Raw genomic sequence first — 16,718 nt, 5'->3', positions numbered from 1 at the left:
ATTTCCCGCGGGCAAGTAGGCTCGAACCATGACTCGCAAACCGCACCGCAACGGCCGGGGCCTCTTCCTCGGGGCGGTGCTCGGCGCCGTCGTCGGCTTCATGTTGGGCCGCGGAGCCGGAAACCCCTTGTTCGGGGCCCTGCTTGGCGCCGTCGTCGGCTCCGCAATGCTCTACCGGATCAACCCCGGGCCGTGGAAGCGGGACTAAGCAGTCCGTCCGTTGAGTCGAGGCCTGTTGCTGCCCATGCCCCGGCGATAAAGTTGAGATGTGCCCCGTTGGCAGGAACTGCAGCCCATACCAGCCCCATGGCAGCGCAAGGATGATGGCATCCTGCCGCTGTGGTGGGACCGTCTGTGCACCGTAACAAGCCCACAATCTGCGGCCCTCTACGCGGCTGGACTCTTCACGGAAGACCGCCGCCGTCCGATTGCGCAATGGTTCAATCCGACAAATGGCGCGGCCCTGCTTGTGGCTCCTGAGACCTCTCCCGAATGGCCTGTCCAGCGTTTCGGCATCTTCTATGCACCCCCTGGCGGCGGATTCACCCGGGTCCACTCCGCGGCCCATGAATGGCACCCGCGCGAACCGAGGACGCCGCCCACCGAGGAGGAGGCATTTCGGGACGCCGTGGCCGAGGCGGCCAGGTTTCTGCAAGTGGAGATGGACTTCGTTTGAAGCAAAAAAACAGGCCCCGCACCGATCAAAACCGGTACGGGGCCTTCCCGCTCCTCCGACTGGACTTGAACCAGTAACCCTTCGATTAACAGTCGAATGCTCTGCCAATTGAGCTACGGAGGAATGAAGCGGTTATGACTTTAGCAAAGGTTTTGTCGCAAGTGAAATCAGCCCCGACCGCCGTTAATTGCTCACTCCGGAAGCGACGACGCCGGCACCAAGGGCGGCAATGATGCCGCTGCTGACCCGCTCGACGCCGGTGTTCACCTTGGGGCGGCGCAGCCACCCCATCGCCTTATAGGCGATGAGGGCGACGACGGCTAGGTAGGCAAACGCTATGACTGCTTCGACCGACCCCAGCGATCATCGCAGTGCCCATGGTGTCGCCGCCCTGCGGGATGAACTGCGGAACGATCGCCAAGTAGAACAGGCCGACTTTGGGGTTGAGCAGTGTGGACAGCGCCCCGGCCCCTAGCCCTGCAAGCCTGCTGTAACGGAGCGCCCCTCCATCGCCGCCGCCCGCCACGCCCTCTTTTGCGCCTTTACGGGTTTTCAGGAACGACGAAATGCCAAGATAGAGCAGATAAAGCCCTCCCGCGATCTTCAGCCAGCGGAAGATTTCGGCGGACTGCTCCAGAATGGCCGCCAGCCCGACGCCGACAAGCGCCGCCCATGCGATCGCAGCCACCGCCGAGCCGGCCGCAGCCGCAATGCCGGCACTGGGTCGGTTCAACGCGATACGCAGGACAAGGAACGTGTCCGGACCAGGCGTCAACGACAGGATGAGGCACAAACCTGCGAAGGCAGCGAGCGAAGCAAGAGTCATAGGGACGATTATCCGGTGAACTGCTCCCGCATCAAACCCCACCGGACTCCGCAGATACGTCCTGTTCCTTTCCATCGATACGATGGTCCGGTACCGCCAACGGAAGGAAGCATGCCGAAGAACTGGTCCCCCGTGGACAACGTGACCGAAGTTGCCGAAGACGTCTTTTTCGTCCAGGGCCCCGCCGTCAACTGGAGCATCCTGAAGCAGGACAAGGAATTCACCCTTATTGACACGGGTTATCCGGGGAACTGGCCGTTGCTTCAATCAAGCATCAATTTCCTGGGGCTGGCTATTGATAATGCAGCGGCAGTTCTCTTGACCCACGGACACTCCGATCACATCGGCAATGCCGCGAGAATTTCCGCAATGGGCATCCCGGTATTTGGCTTTCACTCGGAGCTCCCAAACATCCGCAGGGAGGTCCTCGAACAGGTCAGCGTCAAGGATCTCGGCTGGCGCATCCTGAGCCCGCGAGTCGGGGCGTGGGCCGTACATGCCATCCGATCCGGCGGCTTGACCGACGTCGCCGTCCCGCAGGTGGCGGAAATGACGCAGGACATTTTGAACACGCTTCCCGGTGGTCCCCAAATCGTTTCCACGGGCGGCCACACAAGCGGGCACGTGTCCTTCTTCATCCCTTCAGCCAAGGTCCTCATCACAGGAGACGCGCTCGTCACCGGCCACGCCATCAGTCCTGTCACCGGACCGCAGCTTCTGCCAGCCGTCTTCCATCAACACGCCGCCCAGGTCCCGGCCAGCGTGGAAGTCCTCAAGCAGCTTGGCGCCGAGATCATCCTGCCTGGCCATGGGCCAATGATGAGGGAGCTCGACGGCGGCGGGCTGGTTTCGCGGGGCGATTACCCGCCGTTCGGCTAGGGGCTGAGGAAACGCGGCGGTCGTCAAGGAACCTCGATCGTCACCACCGCGGGACCGGTAACTGAGGCTTCGGCCGCCAGCCCGGTCTTCGAAGTAACGGCCCGGGAGACGCAGCACGCCATTTTCTCCGTAGCGTTCTTCTGCCGGGTGCTGTAGAACACGTCGCGATGGTCGAGGGCGCCCTCTAGCGAGAGGATCTTGACCTCGCAGAGCCCGCACTCGCCTTTGCGGCAGTCGAACATCATGTCGGCACCAGCGTCCTCGAGGGCCTCAAGCATGGAGCGCCCCCGCCCCACTGGAACTTCCAGCCCCAACCTCGGGACTTTGACGATGAATTCCTCCGGGTCATACCAACCGCTGTTGCCGAACGTCTCGTAGCGAAGATTCGGGTAGCTGAGCTCACGTTCCGTCCAGGCACGCCGGACGGCGTCCATGAGCCGGATTGGACCGCACATATACAGTTCCGTATCTTCGGTGGCGCCGTCGACGAGGTTACCCACGTCAAGGGGCGTTCCTTCGTCGTCGATGTGGACCAACATGTTCGCGTCATGGAGCTCCTGCAGCTCGTCGAGGTAGGCCATGGCGCCACGGCTGCGCCCCGCGTAAACGAGGGTGTAGTCCGCGCGCAGGTTCCGCAAGACCCTGGCCATGTTGATCATGGCCGTTATGCCGATGCCTCCGGCGAGGAGGATATACCGTTTCGCGCCAATCCGGAGCGGGAAGTTCTGCAGTGGCTGGGTGATCTCCATCCGGTCCCCCGGCTGCAGGCCATGGATGAAGAGGGAGCCACCCCGTGTCAGCGGGGCTTTCAGCACGCTGATGACCAGCCGGGTGCCGTCGGCGTTCGATTCCACGATCGAGTAGGAGCGCCTGTCTTTGTTCCCGTCAATCGTCACCATCACGTCGATATGCGAACCCGGTTCGGCCTTCCTTGGCAACGAAGGCTCCACCACGACCCGCTGGATGTCTGTCGCGATCGTTTGCACCTCTATAACTGTTCCGAGCTGCCAAACCTCGATATTTGTCGCTGCCATTACTGCGCAACCGGAACCAAGCGGCCCTCGGACTCGAGTTGACGCTCGATCAGGCGCCGCACCCACATGCCGCCGGCGTCGATGTTCAGGTTGTAGAACTCGTAGTCCGGGTTGGCATCGATGGCGGCCTGCTGCGCGGCAAGCATGGCCTCGTCCTCCCCGAAAACACCGTGCACGCTCTCGCGCAGCTGGGTAGTAATGAGTTGGCTGTCCAGGCGATAATTCCGCATGAAGGCCCAAAAATAGTGGCAGGACTTGTCACTTTCGGGGGTAATCGCGTTCATCACGAAGCCGTTGACGCCCTGGCTGCGATCACCTTCGAAAGCGCCGGTTCCCGCTTTGGCGACTCCTACGTCGATGTTAATGACCGACGGCGAGCGGAAGGTGATGATCTGCCAGCGGTCCACTTTCCCTTCGAACCCGGGGAACTTGTCCCGCATGTTTTTGAGCCAGAACGGCGGCGCGTCGATGTTGAACATCCAGCGGGCAACCGTGACTGTACCGTCGTCGTGCGTCACTGTGAAGTCGGACTCGCTGAGCTCTTCCTGGCCGATCGACGAGGAATGGATGAATTCCTCGTGGGTCAGGTCCATGAGGTTGTCCAGAACGAGCTGGAAATTGCAGGGGGCGTGGATGGTTTCGCCGTCGCCGGCCCACTCCTCCGAGTCCAGCTGATGCATGTCCGGCACGAGTTCCGGGTCGGCCTTCGTAGGGTCGCCAAGCCACACCCAGACATAGCGATGCCGCTCCACCACAGGGAAGGACGGCACAGTAGCGCTCGGGTTGATGGTCTCCTGCGCCGGCATGGAGACGCAGCGCCCCGCGGAGTTGTAGACGATCCCATGGTAGGGGCATTGGATCTGGTCCTTGCCAAGGGTCTTTCCCATGGACAAGGGAGCAAGCCGGTGCCAGCAAGCATCAGCGAGGGCGACGGCGTTGCCGTCCTCCGTGCGATAAAGCGCCAGCGGGCGCCCCGCCACCCTGCGCGATACTGGCTTGCGTGTCACTTCCTTATCCCAGGCCGCGACGTACCAAACGTTGAGCGGGTACCCGAGGACCTTGTTGGTGGTGGAGCTTTGTGTCTGGACTTCAGTCACGATTCGTCCCTTCCAGATAGCTATGGCCATAGTTAGTGCGTTGGATCACAGATTAGCTATCGATATAGTGACTTGGCAAGAGCAAACGAAGAAAGAGGGATGGCCGTGAGCCTTCGATATGCACTATTGGCGCTGCTTTCAGTGGAACCGATGACCGGCTACGAACTCTCCAAGCAATTCGGCTCCTCGGTGGGCTACGTCTGGCACGCGCCCGATTCGCAGATCTACCCCGAACTGCGTCGCATGGAGAAAGACGGGCTTCTTGCGGGAGAAGAGATTCCCTGGGGTCAGCGCGGCAAGAAGACGCAGTACCGGATCACCGACGACGGAACGTCCGCATTCCGGGAGTGGATGAACAGCCCGCTGGAGTACTCCCGCGAACGCGACCCGGCCCACCTGAAGGCTGCGTACCTGGAATGGGCTGATCCCACAGCGGCGCGAGCCCAGATGCTGGCGCACATCGCCTACTTCACTACGTGTCGCGGGCAGTGGGAGGAGAAGATCCACGAGCTGCAGACCGGCACCAATGCCATGTTGAACAAACGGCTCGCGGCGATGCCCAAGCGCGACCATAGGCGCATTACGGCGTACAAGATCTTCACCTATGAAGGCTTGGTAGCAAAGGCCCAGGCGGAGATCGATTGGGCACGAAACGGCATAAAGCTCATCGACTCTTTCGACGACGCGTCTTGATCAATCACGAGGGGCCCGGCAAAACCAACCATTGACAGATGGTGCTCCACCTCACAAACTATCTATCCATATAGTTAATTCGCTGCGTTCCCTTCGAAAGGTACCGTATGGATATCAAGAGCGAGATCCGAAACTCACCGATGAGTCGGTTCCAAGTCACGGCCGTGGCGGTCTGCCTGGTCCTGATCATGATTGACGGCTTCGACGTGTTGGTCATGTCCTTCGCCGCGCCGGCGCTCTCCGCCGAGTGGCACGTCCCGCCCGTCCAATTGGGTTATCTGTTCAGCGCGGGCTTGTTCGGGATGGCGATCGGCTCCGTCTTTCTTACGCCCCTGGCGGACAGGATCGGCCGGCGCCGGCTGACGTTGCTGTGCCTGGCAATCATCTCGTTGGGCATGATCCTGTCGATTATGACCATGGACGTCGGCCAGCTGATCGCATGCCGTGTGTTTACGGGCTTGGGGATCGGCGGAATGATCGCCAACCTCAGCGTTATCGTCTCCGAGTATTCATCGGACAAACGCCGCGGTCTGGCCATGGGAATCTACACCGCCGGTTATCCCATTGGCGGCACCGTCGGCGGCATCGTCGCGGGCGCCCTCATTGCCGGGTACGGGTGGCGCGCCGCATTCACTTTCGGCGCGGCAATCAGTGTTGCCATGCTTATCGTCAGCTGGTTGACCTTGCCTGAATCCTTGGAATACCTCGCGGAGAAACGCCAGGCGTCTTCACTTCCCCACATGAACCGGATCTTGGCCCGAATGGGCCGCGCACCACTGACGGAACTGCCGGAAGCGCCCCCGGGCCGGACAACGGATAGCGTCTTCAAGGAGGTGTTCGGCCGCAAGATGCTCGCACAGACCCTGCTGATGTGGCTGGGCTATGCCTTCCTGATCGCCGCTTTCTACTTCGCCAACACCTGGATACCCAAGATCTTGGCGTCCGCCACGGGAGACAACCAGATCGGCGTCACCGCAGGTGTCCTCGTCAGTACCGGCGGCATCGTCGGGTCCATCGGATTCGGCATCGTCTCCACATGGGTAAAGAGCCGTAGGTTGAACACCATCTGCCTGTTGCTCTCCGCGGTCGCCTACCTTGCCTTCGCCAGCTCCTTCGGCACCATCGGCGTCGCGCTGGGTATGGCCGTGCTTCTCGGCATGCTCACCAACTCGGGCGTGGCCGGCTACTACACGATCGTGCCGCCACTCTATTCTGCGAAGGCCCGCGCATCCGGCTTCGGCTGGATGATCGGAGTTGGACGCTTGATCTCGATCATCGCCCCGATCATGGTGGGATACCTGATCGACGCCGGGATGCCACCAGTCACCATTTTCTACCTGTTTGCGATTCCATTGGTGGTTTCCGCGGGCTGCTGTGTCGCGTTGGGAGCCGTTCTGCGTCGCAACAAAGAGGCGACAGTCCCCCAAGCAACGGTCGCCGCGTAGCCCTCATTGAGCAAACAGAAGATGGCCCTCCCGGCCGGGAGGGCCATCTTCTCCGGCTAGCTCCGTCGGTGAGGAAGCCCATGTAATTACGGCACGATACGGTCCAAAAACAGGTACCACGCACTCTTAAGCCGCAGATTGTCCGCCCCTTACGATCCGGACTGGGCACCTAACCCATTCTGTTCAGACGAAGGGGGACCCCATGCGGCTCCTGAGCGTATTTTCGTGGCGGCACCAAAGGCGGAACGCGCGGAACTCACCGTGGAGCATGAAGGAACCGGGCGCTCCTGGCGCGTGGTTCCGCTGGGTTACGGCCGCGTCCGCCCTCTTGTTGATTGGCTATTCGCTCGCCTACGTCGCAACACCGGCTCACGCGGCGCTCCCGAAGACAATCATCAGCCTGACGTTCGACGACGGCAATGCCGATCAGCTCGCGGCCGAACAGGTACTGAAATCGCACGGCTTGCACGGGACATTCTTCATTACGACCAGCTGGATCGATTCTCCGAGCTGGCTTACGCGGGCCAACCTGAACAGCATCGCGGCGGACGGCAACGAAATCGCGGGGCACACCATCACCCACCCGGACCTCACTACCCTGTCCTCCTCGGCAGCAAGCTCCGAAGTTTGCGGCGGACGGACCACGCTCGCGAGCTGGGGGTTCAACACCACCAATTTTGCCTACCCCTTCGCCGCACAAAACTCTGCGGTCCAGCAAATCGTCAAGAATTGCGGGTTCGCCAGCGCCCGCAGCCTGGGTGACATCCGTTCGCCAGCAAGTTGTTCGGGTTGCCCCTTCGCAGAGACCCTGCCGCCGGCCAACCCCTACAACACGGCAGCGCCCGATGAAGTCGACAGCACCTGGACCCTGCAGAACCTAGAGGACCTGGTGACCAACGCGGAACCGGGAGGGGGTTGGGTCCAATTCACCTTCCACCACATCGCCGTCGGGACAGACCCCACGTTGACCATCGATCCCAATCTCTACAGCACCTTCATCACCTGGCTGGCGGCTAGAACGGCCAACGGGACAACCTCCGTTCAAACGGTCGCCCAAGCCCTCGGCAACGCGCCCACCCAGCAGCCACCCGTCGCCGCCTTCACGTCCACGACGTCGGGCCTGTCAGCGACGTTTGACGGTTCAGCATCGTCAGATCCGAACGGAACCGTTTCCTCCTACAGCTGGGACTTCGGCGACGGGTCCCCCGCCGGCACCGGCGTGAAGCCGTCGCACTCTTATGGCGCAACGGGAACTTACCAAGTCAAGCTGACCGTCACGGATAACTCAGGCTTGACAGGGAGCGTCACCCATGGGGTGACGGTAACAGCCGCGGCGACGGCGCCTTCCCCACCGACAGGCGTCGCGGCAACGGCGGGCAACGCCCAGGCAACCGTGTCCTGGACGGCCCCTAACAACGGCGGGTCCGCAATCACCTCATACGCGGTGACGCCGCACGCCGGAGCGACCACCCTGACCCCGGTTACCGTCACCGGCGCACCCCCCGCCACCAACACCACCGTGACTGGTCTCAGCAACGGCACCGCTTACACGTTCACGGTAACGGCCACCAACGCCGTCGGGACATCCACGGCGTCTACGTCTTCGGCTCCCGTCACGCCGACGGCGCCCACGGCGCCTTCCGCTCCTACCGGCGTGACGGCGACGGCGGGGAATGCGTCCGCTGTGGTGTCCTGGACGGCGCCTGCGAACGGTGGTTCCGCGATCACCTCCTACACCGTGACGCCTTCGTCTGGTGGTACAGCTTTGGCTCCGGTGACGGTTTCCGGAAATCCGCCCTCGACGACGGCGACCGTCACCGGATTGAGCAACGGCACGGCTTACACGTTCACGGTAACGGCCACCAACGCCGTCGGCACCTCGCCGCCGTCCGCAGCGTCACCTCCCGTCACTCCAACAGCGCCGGTTCCCGGTTTCACCAACGGCGGCTTCGAATCCGGTCTGACGGCGTGGACTACCGGGGGCGTCAGGGCACCGGTCGCCTCCACCACCGCCCACACCGGCACCGGATCAGCACTCCTGGGCCTGGCCTCCGGCAATGAACCCCTCGGCGACAGCAGCCTGTCCCAAACCATCACCGTCCCAGCAACCGGGACCTCCACCCTGTCCTTCTGGTACCAGCCACACACCGCGGACGACACCTGCAGCGGCACCACCTGCCGATACGACTGGATGGAAGCACAAGTCCGCAGCACGAGCGGCACCACCCTCGCCAGCCTGTTCAAACTCAGCAGCAACTCCGGCACCTGGACCCAGCTCAGCGCCGATCTGTCCGCCTACAAAGGCCAGACCATCGCACTCTGGTTCAACGTCCACCTGGATGGCTCCAGCCCGGCAGACGACACCTGGATGTACCTCGACGATGTCGCCTTGGCCAACAGCCAAACGACCGCGACGGCCCCTTCCGCACCAACAGGTGTCACCGCGACGGCGGGCAACGCCTCGGCCACCGTGTCCTGGACCGCCCCGGCCAACGGCGGATCCGCGATCACCTCCTACGCCGTCACCCCGCACGCAGGAACCACGACCCTGGCCCCGGTCACCGTCACGGGGAACCCGCCCGCCACGACGGCGAACATCACGGGGCTGAGCAACGGCACGGCCTACACCTTCACGGTCACGGCCACCAACGCCATCGGCACCTCACCGGCGTCCGCAGCGTCTGTCCCGGTCACGCCCGCAGCAACCGCGACGGCGCCCGCGGCCCCGACAGGTGTCACCGCGACGGCGGGCAACGCCTCAGCGACGGTGTCCTGGACGGCGCCGGCAAACGGCGGCTCCGCGATCACCTCCTACGCCGTCACCCCGCACGCAGGAACCACGACCCTGGCCTCGGTCACCGTCACCGGGAACCCGCCCGCCACGACGGCGAACATCACCGGACTGACTAACGGCACCGCCTACACCTTCACTGTCACGGCCACCAACGCCATCGGCACCTCCCCGGCGTCGGCGGCATCGGCACCGGTCACCCCGACCGGATCAACGACCTCGACCATCACCAACGGCGGCTTCGAATCCGGGCTCACGTCTTGGATCACCGGCGGCGTCAAGGCACCCGTGGCCTCCAACGTTGCCCACACCGGCACCGGCTCCGCCCTGCTGGGCCTGGCCTCGGGGGCCGAGCCTCTGGGTGACAGCAGCCTGTCCCAGACCATCACCGTCCCCGCCACCGGAACCACCACACTCTCCTTCTGGTACCAACCACACTCCGCGGAGGACCCCTGCAGCGGCACTGCATGCCAGTACGACTGGATGGAAGCCCAAGTCCGCTCCACCAGCGGCACGGTCCTGGGCAGCCTGCTCAAACTCTGCAACGACAACGGCACCTGGACCCAACTCAGCGCCGATCTCTCGGCCTACAAGGGCCAGACCATCACCCTCTGGTTCAACGTCCACCTCGACGGCTCCAGCCCGGCAGATGACACCTGGATGTACCTCGACGACGTCACCCTCACCAACGGCTGAATGGATCAGACGCCAAAAAATCCCCGCCCTCACACTGAGGACGGGGATTTTTTGTGAAGCTCCTCCGACTGGACTTGAACCAGTAACCCTTCGATTAACAGTCGAATGCTCTGCCAATTGAGCTACGGAGGAATGAAGCGTGTACAAGCCTAACAAAGGCCCGGCGGGAAACGAAATCGACGCCGTGGATGGCCGCTAGCTGTCCATGCGGAGGGAACGGCGCTGCATTTCCAACTCCATGAGCTCCCGGTTGAGGCGCTGGAATTCCTCCGGCTGGGCTGAAGCATCCAGTCGCTGCAATTGGCCCATCTTGTCCGCCTTGACCCTGGTGATCTGAAGTTCGAACAGCCGGGCCAAGATGTCGCGGCAGTACCGCTGGAGCGCTTCGGGGGTGCTGGCCGGGAGGGGTACGACGGCAAGTTCGGAGACCAGCCCCCGGAGCGGTTCCGGCACCTCTTGCCGGATCCCCTCCACCCAAGCAACCGGATCCTCCGCATGGGCGAGACCAGTGGCCCGGACGGCGGTGTGCACGGCGGCGTAGGCCGGCGTCGTGAAGTGCGACGCCTCAAAACGTTCCCACGCTCCGCCGCCGAGGACGGTCGCGTTCTGAATCACCACTTCGAGTGCCTGCCGTTCCATGGCAGCGACGGGATCCCGCGGATCGGGGCGCATGAAGGCGATGCCAGCGTCCGACGGCGGTGCTGCCGCCGGCTGTCCGGAGCGGCCCGGCTCTGTGCCGTGTCCCGCCCCCGGAGATCCTGCGGGCCCCGTTGCGGAGGCCGCAGCGCGTTTGGCGGCCGATCCCACTGCCCGGCTGACTTCCTCAATGGGCATGCCGAGCCAACCTGCCAGCTCGCGGACATATGCCGGGCGGATGCCGGAATCGCGGATCTGTGCCACCACCGGGGCCGACTCCCGCAATGCGGCGACGCGGCCCTCCACCGTGTCCAGGTTGTGGCGCTTGAGGGAGGCTCGGATCGCGAATTCGAACAATGGCCTGCGGGTGCCGATCAAGTCGCGTACAGCGGCATCGCCCTTGAGTTGGCGCAGATCACAGGGATCGGCTCCGGTGGGTTCCACGGCCACGTAAGTCTGGGCAACGAAACGCTGGTCCTCCTCAAAGGCGCGCAAGGCCGCTTTCTGCCCGGCGGCGTCTCCGTCGAAGGTGAAGATGACCTCTCCCCCGGTGCCGTCGTCGGACAGCAGACGGCGGGCGATCTTGATGTGATCCGTGCCGAAGGCTGTACCGCAGGTGGCCACGGCGGTACCGACGCCGGCCAGGTGGCAGGCCATGACGTCCGTGTAGCCTTCCACCACCACCAGCTGACGGTCCTTGGCGATGTTCCGCTTGGCGAGGTCGATGCCGTAGAGGACCTGCGATTTCTTGTAGAGGATAGTCTCCGGGGTGTTCAGGTACTTGGGGCCTTGGTCGTCCTCGTACAGCTTGCGGGCACCGAAGCCGATGGTGTCACCCGCAATGTCACGGATGGGCCAGATGAGCCTGCCGCGGAAGCGGTCGTAGATTCCCCTATTGCCTTCGGAAAACATGCCGGTGAGCTTCAATTCAGCGTCCGTGAAACCGCGCCCTCGAAGGTGTTTCAGGAGCGAATCCCAGCCCTGGGGCGCGTAGCCGACGCCGAACGTTTCGGCAGCAGTCCTGTCGAAACCGCGGCCATGGAGGAAGTTGCGACCCTCTGCGGCACCCGCAGTGAGCAGTTGGGCGCGGAAGAACTCGTCGGCGATCTTGTGGGCATCCAGCAGCCGTTGGCGTTTGCCGACCTCTTCGCGGTTGGGGCCGGTGCCGCCGTCTTCGTAGCGCAGCTCGTAGCCGATCCTTGCGGCGAGTTTCTCCACGGCTTCGTGGAAGGAGCTGTGGTCCATTTTCTGGACGAAGGAGATGGCGTCGCCGTCTTCACCGCAGCCGAAACAGTGGTACCTGCCTACTTGCGGGCGGACCGTGAACGACGGCGAGCGCTCGTCGTGGAAGGGACAGAGGCCCTTGAAAGTGCCCAGGCCTGCACCTTTGAGGGTGACGTAGCCGTCCACCACCTCTTTGATATCGGTGCGCTGGCGTACTTCATCGATATCTTCACGTTTGATCAGGCCAGCCACGTCACCATCCTAGTCGCTCAGCGGGACCGGCCCCGGGCAGCCGAGTGGCTACCAGAGCGATGGCAAACTGCCCACGAGGCGCTCGTACATTGCGAGTGCCGATGCGTCCGTGAGGGACGCTACCTGGTCGATGACGACGCGAAGCCGTGCGGCGTCGTCGGGGGCGTCCCGCCAGTCCGCGGCGAACATCGGTTCCAGATGCCTGTCTCCGCTGGCGTTGAGGACACCAACCAGCGCGTGCAGGACTTCGCGCTGGCGCTCATAGACGGGCTGGCGATGGTCCGTGGAGATCACGAACGTGGTGGCAAGGCCCTTCATGGCGGCAATCTCCGTGACGGTTTCCTCCGGCACCATGAGCGCTGCGCTGTATCGCGTGAGGTGGTCCGGGCCGAAGCGGTCCCGCGTGGTCTCCAAGGCGCTCTGGCAAAAACGGCCGATCAACTGGCTGGTCATATCCTTCAGCGCAGCCATGGACTTCCGGCTGCCATCGGCCTCGCGAACCCACACGTTCGTGGCTTCGAGGCGGGCCAAGGCGGCGTCGATTTCGGCGGGATCGCTATGGGGCAGGTACCACTGCTTGGTGTACCCCACCACGCGGGCGCGGTGATCCGGATTGTCCAGCCACTTCAGCTGAAAATGGCCGGCCACGATCGCATCCTCCACGTCGTGCACTGAGTAAGAAATGTCATCGGCCAGGTCCATCACTTGGGCTTCGATGCAGGAGCGGCTGCCGGGCGCCCCGTCACGCAGCCAGGTAAACACCGGCAGATCGTCTTCATAGGCGCCGAACTTGCTGCTCCGCTGCCCGTGGATCACAGGGGCATCGACGGCGGACCACGGGTATTTGGCGGCGGCGTCAAGGCTGGCGCGGGTCAGGTTCAGACCCGCAGGCTGTCCGTCGACCGTGAGAACTTTGGGCTCAAGACGGGTCAGGAGCCGCAGGGTCTGGGCGTTGCCTTCGAAGCCGCCGATTGCATGGGCTACCTCGTTGAGGGCGGACTCTCCGTTGTGGCCGAAGGGCGGGTGTCCAAGATCGTGGCTCAAACACGCCGTGTCCACAACGTCAGGATCGCAACCCAGCGCGCGGCCCAGTTCGCGGCCTACTTGGGCCACCTCAAGGCTGTGCGTGAGACGGGTGCGGACGAAGTCGTCTGTATCCGGGGCCACCACTTGGGTTTTCGCCCCGAGCCGCCGGAGGGCCGAAGAATGCAGCACCCTCGCCCGGTCGCGTTCGAAGTCCGAACGGTACGTATTCTTCCGACGCTCCTGGACCCAACGCGCCGAATCGGCCTCCGCGTAGCCTGGAATGCTCACCGCATTTTCGGCAGGGCGTGCTGCAGACATTGCTTCAGTTCCCATAGATATCTGCCTCCTCCGCTTGCCGTCCGCCGAAACCCATTCATTGGTGTTCCTGCAGCCAGTCTTCCACGTACGGAGGCTAGCCGCCTGAAACGTCCAGTTCTGCAGCGGCGATGTCCCGGGTCTGATCCGCATCCATTTGCCGGCTGAGCAGCCAATCCTTGGGCAACGCCGGCTTCTTGGGCGAACCTGCACGGCCGCGCGGACCCTCGGAGTCGATGCCCGGATAAGGCAGGTCCATATCAAGCTCGTTGAGCAGCTCGCGCAGGACCTCAAGAGTCGGCACCGTGGCCAGTTTCGCGCGCAGTTCCCCACCTACGACGTAGCCCTTGAAGTACCACGCCATGTGCTTGCGGATTTCGCGCAGCGCCTTGTATTCGTCGTTGCCAAAAGTCTCGATCATGAGCTCGGCGTGGCGGTAGACGCCGTCGGCCACCTCGCGCAAGCCTGGACGGTGGCGCTGATCGCTGCCCTCAAACGCTGCCCTGGAGGTCGCCGAAGAGCCACGGGCGGCACTGGCAGCCACGGCCCACCACGACGCCGTCGATCCCGGTTTCGCGCACCATGCGGACTGCGTCCTCGGCTGACCAGATGTCACCGTTGCCCAGGACGGGAATGTCCGGAAGGGCCTCACGCAAGCGGGCGATGGCGGACCAGTCGGCCTGGCCTGAGTAGAACTGCGCGGCTGTACGGCCGTGGAGCGCGACGGCGGCAACACCGGAATCGCGCGCGATCCGGCCGGCGTCGAGGTACGTGAGGTGGTCCTCGTCGATGCCCTTGCGCATCTTGATGGTCAAAGGAATATCGCCCTTGGAGGCTTCCTTGACCGCGGTCTGGACGATGGAGGTGAAGAGGTCGATCTTCCAAGGCAGGGCAGAACCGCCGCCGCGACGGGTCACCTTCGGCACGGGGCAGCCGAAGTTGAGGTCGATGTGGTCTGCGCGGTCCTCTTCGACGAGCATGCGCACGGCCTGGCCCACGGTGACCGGATCAACGCCGTACAGCTGCACGGACCGGACCTTTTCGTCGTCGTCGTGCGAAATGATGCGCAGCGATTCCGGGGTGCGCTCCACCAAGGCACGGGAGGTCACCATCTCGGCGACATACAGACCGCCGCCGTACTCACGGCACAGCCGACGGAAAGCCGAGTTGGTGATTCCAGCCATCGGGGCCAGGATCACGGGGGTGTCCACGGTGATCCGGCCAAGCTGCAGCGGGGGCAGCTCGAGCTTGGGAGAAGGGGGCGTTGCTACTACAGTCACCCGTCCATTGTCTCAAAGCGAGGCAAATTGACTCAAAACGGCAAATCGACGTGCCGGCCGGGCTTAGAGCAACCACCCGTTGTCTTCGGCGATCCGCACGGCCTCGGCACGCGTCCGGCCGCCGGTCTTCGCCATGGCCGCGGACAGGTAATTCCGCACGGTCCCTTCGGAAAGCAACGCCAACTTCGCGATATCGGCGACCGTTCCGCCGTCGGACGCCGCTTTAAGCACGTCGCCCTCCCGTTCGGTCAACGGGCTGTCTCCCGCGGTCAATGATTCTGCGGCGAGCACAGGGTCCACCACGCGGAGGCCCTGGTGGACCTTCCGGACGGCTTCGGCGAGTTGCCGCGCGGGGGTGTCCTTGACGACGAACCCGGAAGCACCCGCCTGCATGGCGCGCTTGAGATAGCCGGGGCGCCCGAAGGTAGTGACCATGAGGACCCGGCATGACGGAGCCGCCTTCCGCACTGCGGCAGCCGCGCTGATCCCGTGCCAGGCCGGGCATCTCGACGTCGAGCATCGCCACGTCGGCGGAATGCTCGACGACGGCGGCCGCCACCCCGGTCCCGTCGGCCAGTTCCGCGACCACCTCGATGTCCGGCTCCAGCCCCAGCAATGCTGCCAGCGCTCCTCGCACCAGCGCCTGATCGTCTGCGATCACCAATCGAATGCTCATACTTCAACCGCCAATCTGAACCCTCCCAGGTCACTCGGTCCGATACTGACCGTTCCGCCGGCGGCCCCCACCCGTTCACGGATCCCGGCCAGCCCGTTCCCGGAGCCGCCCCCGGATGCCGGCCCGACGCCGTCGTCCTCCACCAAAACGCTCGACGCGCTCAGCCGGACGCGGCAGTGCGCCGCACCGGAGTGCCGCACCACATTGGTGATGCCTTCGCGCAGTACCCAACCGAAGAGCTCCCGGTGCCGCGCCGGAACCTGCTCGACGGTTCCCGGCAATTCGGCGTCGATTCCGGCCGATTCCAGGGCCGTCCGGGCCACTGCAAGCTCGGCCAGGACGTTGACGCCGCGGTAGCCCGCCACCGTGGCCCGGACGTCGGCGAGCGCTCCGCGGGCCAAGTCCTGGACTGCGGCGATCTCGGCAGCGGCCCGGTCCCGGGCAGGGTAGTCGCCGGGGACGGTGTCCAGCAGCCTGCCGGCCAGCTCGGCTTTCACGGCGATGACCGTCAGGGAGTGCCCCAGGATGTCATGCATGTCCCGGGCGACGCGGCTGCGCTCGGCGGCGACGGCCGCGTCGGCCAGTTCAGTTTGCGCTTCCCGGAGCCTTGCGGTCTGCCGGATCAGCCGCGCGAAGGCGGACATCATGAGGCCGAGGGACAAGATGATCCCGGCCTGGAGCAAGGCCTGCTCCCCGTTGCCCGTCACCAACTGGGTGGAGAAGGAGGCCACGGACAAGGCGACGATGAGGAAGAAGTCCGTGCGCGGCGGAAGGGACGTCATGGCGATGGCGCAGGCGAGGAACGTCCAGGGCCACAAGGCGTCCCGTCCGATGATGAGGATCATCAGCCCGTTCAGCGCGAGCAGGATGCAGACGGATACGATGCCGGCCTTGACGCCCAGCCGCCAGCTGATCTGGGGAAGGAAGACGTACGCGGCGAAAAACACGATCAGGGACGCCGACGCCGCCACTTTCCAGGCCAGCGGCTCGTCCACGGACCACACGATGTTCCACGTCGGCCAGGCCCAGAGCAGGATGGAGAGCCCCGCACCGATGAACCAGCCCCGTGGCCACAGGACCGCGGAACACGGGACCGCGGAACATGGGACTGCGGAACACGCTGCCAGTGAGCACATCCCGGAAGGAGGCTCCGCCTGCGTTGCTCGTCATGG

The 16,718-nt window shown here is 64.0% G+C and carries 12 protein-coding genes, 2 tRNA genes and 2 pseudogenes; 6 read left to right on the top strand and 10 right to left on the bottom strand.

From position 1 onward, the window contains the following. The first annotated feature begins 28 nt into the window (after positions 1–28). Together ACF0H6_RS19535 and ACF0H6_RS19530 are read left to right on the top strand one after the other, a co-directional pair. Complete coding sequence (locus ACF0H6_RS19535; RefSeq protein WP_395251102.1) at positions 29–208, top strand: glycine zipper domain-containing protein; 180 nt, start codon at positions 29–31, stop codon at positions 206–208. Positions 209–268: 60 nt separating this feature from the next. Next, a complete protein-coding gene (locus tag ACF0H6_RS19530; protein ID WP_395251101.1) occupies positions 269–676 on the top strand; it encodes a hypothetical protein in 408 nt (135 codons plus the stop codon). A gap of 50 nt (positions 677–726) precedes the next feature. On the opposite strand, the gene ACF0H6_RS19525 is transcribed toward ACF0H6_RS19530, so the two are convergent. Together ACF0H6_RS19525 and ACF0H6_RS19520 are read right to left on the bottom strand one after the other, a co-directional pair. Beyond that, a tRNA-Asn gene (locus ACF0H6_RS19525) sits at positions 727–799 on the bottom strand. Between the two features lie 172 nt (positions 800–971). Beyond that, positions 972–1,502, bottom strand: a complete 531-nt coding sequence (locus ACF0H6_RS19520) for a LysE family translocator (protein ID WP_395251100.1) — start codon at positions 1,500–1,502, stop codon at positions 972–974. Positions 1,503–1,613: 111 nt separating this feature from the next. On the opposite strand from ACF0H6_RS19520, the gene ACF0H6_RS19515 reads away from it, so the two are divergent. Then, positions 1,614–2,381, top strand: a complete 768-nt coding sequence (locus ACF0H6_RS19515; protein ID WP_395251099.1) for an MBL fold metallo-hydrolase — start codon at positions 1,614–1,616, stop codon at positions 2,379–2,381. A 23-nt stretch (positions 2,382–2,404) separates the two neighbouring features. Here the strand turns inward: ACF0H6_RS19515 and ACF0H6_RS19510 are convergent, their stop codons facing one another. After that, positions 2,405–3,415 carry a PDR/VanB family oxidoreductase gene (locus ACF0H6_RS19510; protein WP_395251098.1) on the bottom strand — a complete coding sequence of 337 codons (1,011 nt, stop codon included), beginning with the start codon at positions 3,413–3,415 and terminating at the stop codon, positions 2,405–2,407. Next, entirely contained in the window at positions 3,415–4,512 is a 1,098-nt protein-coding gene (locus tag ACF0H6_RS19505) for an aromatic ring-hydroxylating dioxygenase subunit alpha (protein ID WP_395251097.1), read from the bottom strand. The genes ACF0H6_RS19510 and ACF0H6_RS19505 overlap by 1 nt, the downstream gene beginning before the upstream one ends. Before the next feature lie 105 nt (positions 4,513–4,617). On the opposite strand from ACF0H6_RS19505, the gene ACF0H6_RS19500 reads away from it, so the two are divergent. The 3 genes from ACF0H6_RS19500 to ACF0H6_RS19490 all read left to right on the top strand — a co-directional run bounded on the left by ACF0H6_RS19500 (position 4,618) and on the right by ACF0H6_RS19490 (position 10,137). Next, positions 4,618–5,205, top strand: coding sequence for a PadR family transcriptional regulator (locus ACF0H6_RS19500; RefSeq protein WP_395251096.1), 588 nt, complete (start codon positions 4,618–4,620; stop codon positions 5,203–5,205). Between the two features lie 107 nt (positions 5,206–5,312). Continuing rightward, positions 5,313–6,650, top strand: a complete 1,338-nt coding sequence (locus ACF0H6_RS19495; RefSeq protein WP_395251095.1) for an MFS transporter — start codon at positions 5,313–5,315, stop codon at positions 6,648–6,650. Positions 6,651–6,918: 268 nt separating this feature from the next. Further along, positions 6,919–10,137: a fibronectin type III domain-containing protein gene (locus ACF0H6_RS19490; protein ID WP_395251094.1), complete on the top strand. Its 3,219-nt coding sequence runs from the start codon at positions 6,919–6,921 to the stop codon at positions 10,135–10,137. A gap of 59 nt (positions 10,138–10,196) precedes the next feature. Here the strand turns inward: ACF0H6_RS19490 and ACF0H6_RS19485 are convergent. The 6 genes and pseudogenes from ACF0H6_RS19485 to ACF0H6_RS19460 all read right to left on the bottom strand — a co-directional run bounded on the left by ACF0H6_RS19485 (position 10,197) and on the right by ACF0H6_RS19460 (position 16,682). Beyond that, positions 10,197–10,269: transfer RNA gene (locus tag ACF0H6_RS19485), tRNA-Asn, on the bottom strand. Positions 10,270–10,332: 63 nt separating this feature from the next. Next, positions 10,333–12,249, bottom strand: a complete 1,917-nt coding sequence (gene dnaG / locus ACF0H6_RS19480; RefSeq protein ID WP_395251093.1) for a DNA primase — start codon at positions 12,247–12,249, stop codon at positions 10,333–10,335. A 48-nt stretch (positions 12,250–12,297) separates the two neighbouring features. Continuing rightward, on the bottom strand, positions 12,298–13,608 hold the full coding sequence (locus ACF0H6_RS19475; protein ID WP_395251092.1) for a deoxyguanosinetriphosphate triphosphohydrolase: 1,311 nt from the start codon (positions 13,606–13,608) through the stop codon (positions 12,298–12,300). Positions 13,609–13,687: 79 nt separating this feature from the next. Continuing rightward, positions 13,688–14,870, bottom strand: a pseudogene (dusB, locus tag ACF0H6_RS19470) (tRNA dihydrouridine synthase DusB). A gap of 63 nt (positions 14,871–14,933) precedes the next feature. Next, positions 14,934–15,546 (bottom strand): annotated as a pseudogene (locus tag ACF0H6_RS19465) (response regulator). Further along, a complete protein-coding gene (locus ACF0H6_RS19460; RefSeq protein WP_395251091.1) occupies positions 15,543–16,682 on the bottom strand; it encodes a sensor histidine kinase in 1,140 nt (379 codons plus the stop codon). Before ACF0H6_RS19460 ends, ACF0H6_RS19465 begins: the two are co-directional and overlap by 4 nt. Positions 16,683–16,718: the final 36 nt, after the last annotated feature.

This window comes from Arthrobacter sp. NA-172 (assembly GCF_043952055.1).
Lineage (GTDB): Bacteria > Actinomycetota > Actinomycetes > Actinomycetales > Micrococcaceae > Arthrobacter.
The sequence above is the reverse complement of the archived record's forward strand: the minus strand, read 5'-3'. Positions and strand labels throughout refer to the sequence as shown.

Coding starts and splice junctions, on each gene's coding strand:
- ACF0H6_RS19475 (WP_395251092.1), bottom strand. CDS start 13,608: ATGGGAACTGAAGCAATGTCTGCAGCACGCCCTGCCGAAAATGCGGTG.
- ACF0H6_RS19510 (WP_395251098.1), bottom strand. CDS start 3,415: ATGGCAGCGACAAATATCGAGGTTTGGCAGCTCGGAACAGTTATAGAG.
- ACF0H6_RS19490 (WP_395251094.1), top strand. CDS start 6,919: ATGAAGGAACCGGGCGCTCCTGGCGCGTGGTTCCGCTGGGTTACGGCC.
- ACF0H6_RS19460 (WP_395251091.1), bottom strand. CDS start 16,682: ATGTGCTCACTGGCAGCGTGTTCCGCAGTCCCATGTTCCGCGGTCCCG.
- ACF0H6_RS19535 (WP_395251102.1), top strand. CDS start 29: ATGACTCGCAAACCGCACCGCAACGGCCGGGGCCTCTTCCTCGGGGCG.
- ACF0H6_RS19495 (WP_395251095.1), top strand. CDS start 5,313: ATGGATATCAAGAGCGAGATCCGAAACTCACCGATGAGTCGGTTCCAA.
- ACF0H6_RS19515 (WP_395251099.1), top strand. CDS start 1,614: ATGCCGAAGAACTGGTCCCCCGTGGACAACGTGACCGAAGTTGCCGAA.
- ACF0H6_RS19520 (WP_395251100.1), bottom strand. CDS start 1,502: ATGACTCTTGCTTCGCTCGCTGCCTTCGCAGGTTTGTGCCTCATCCTG.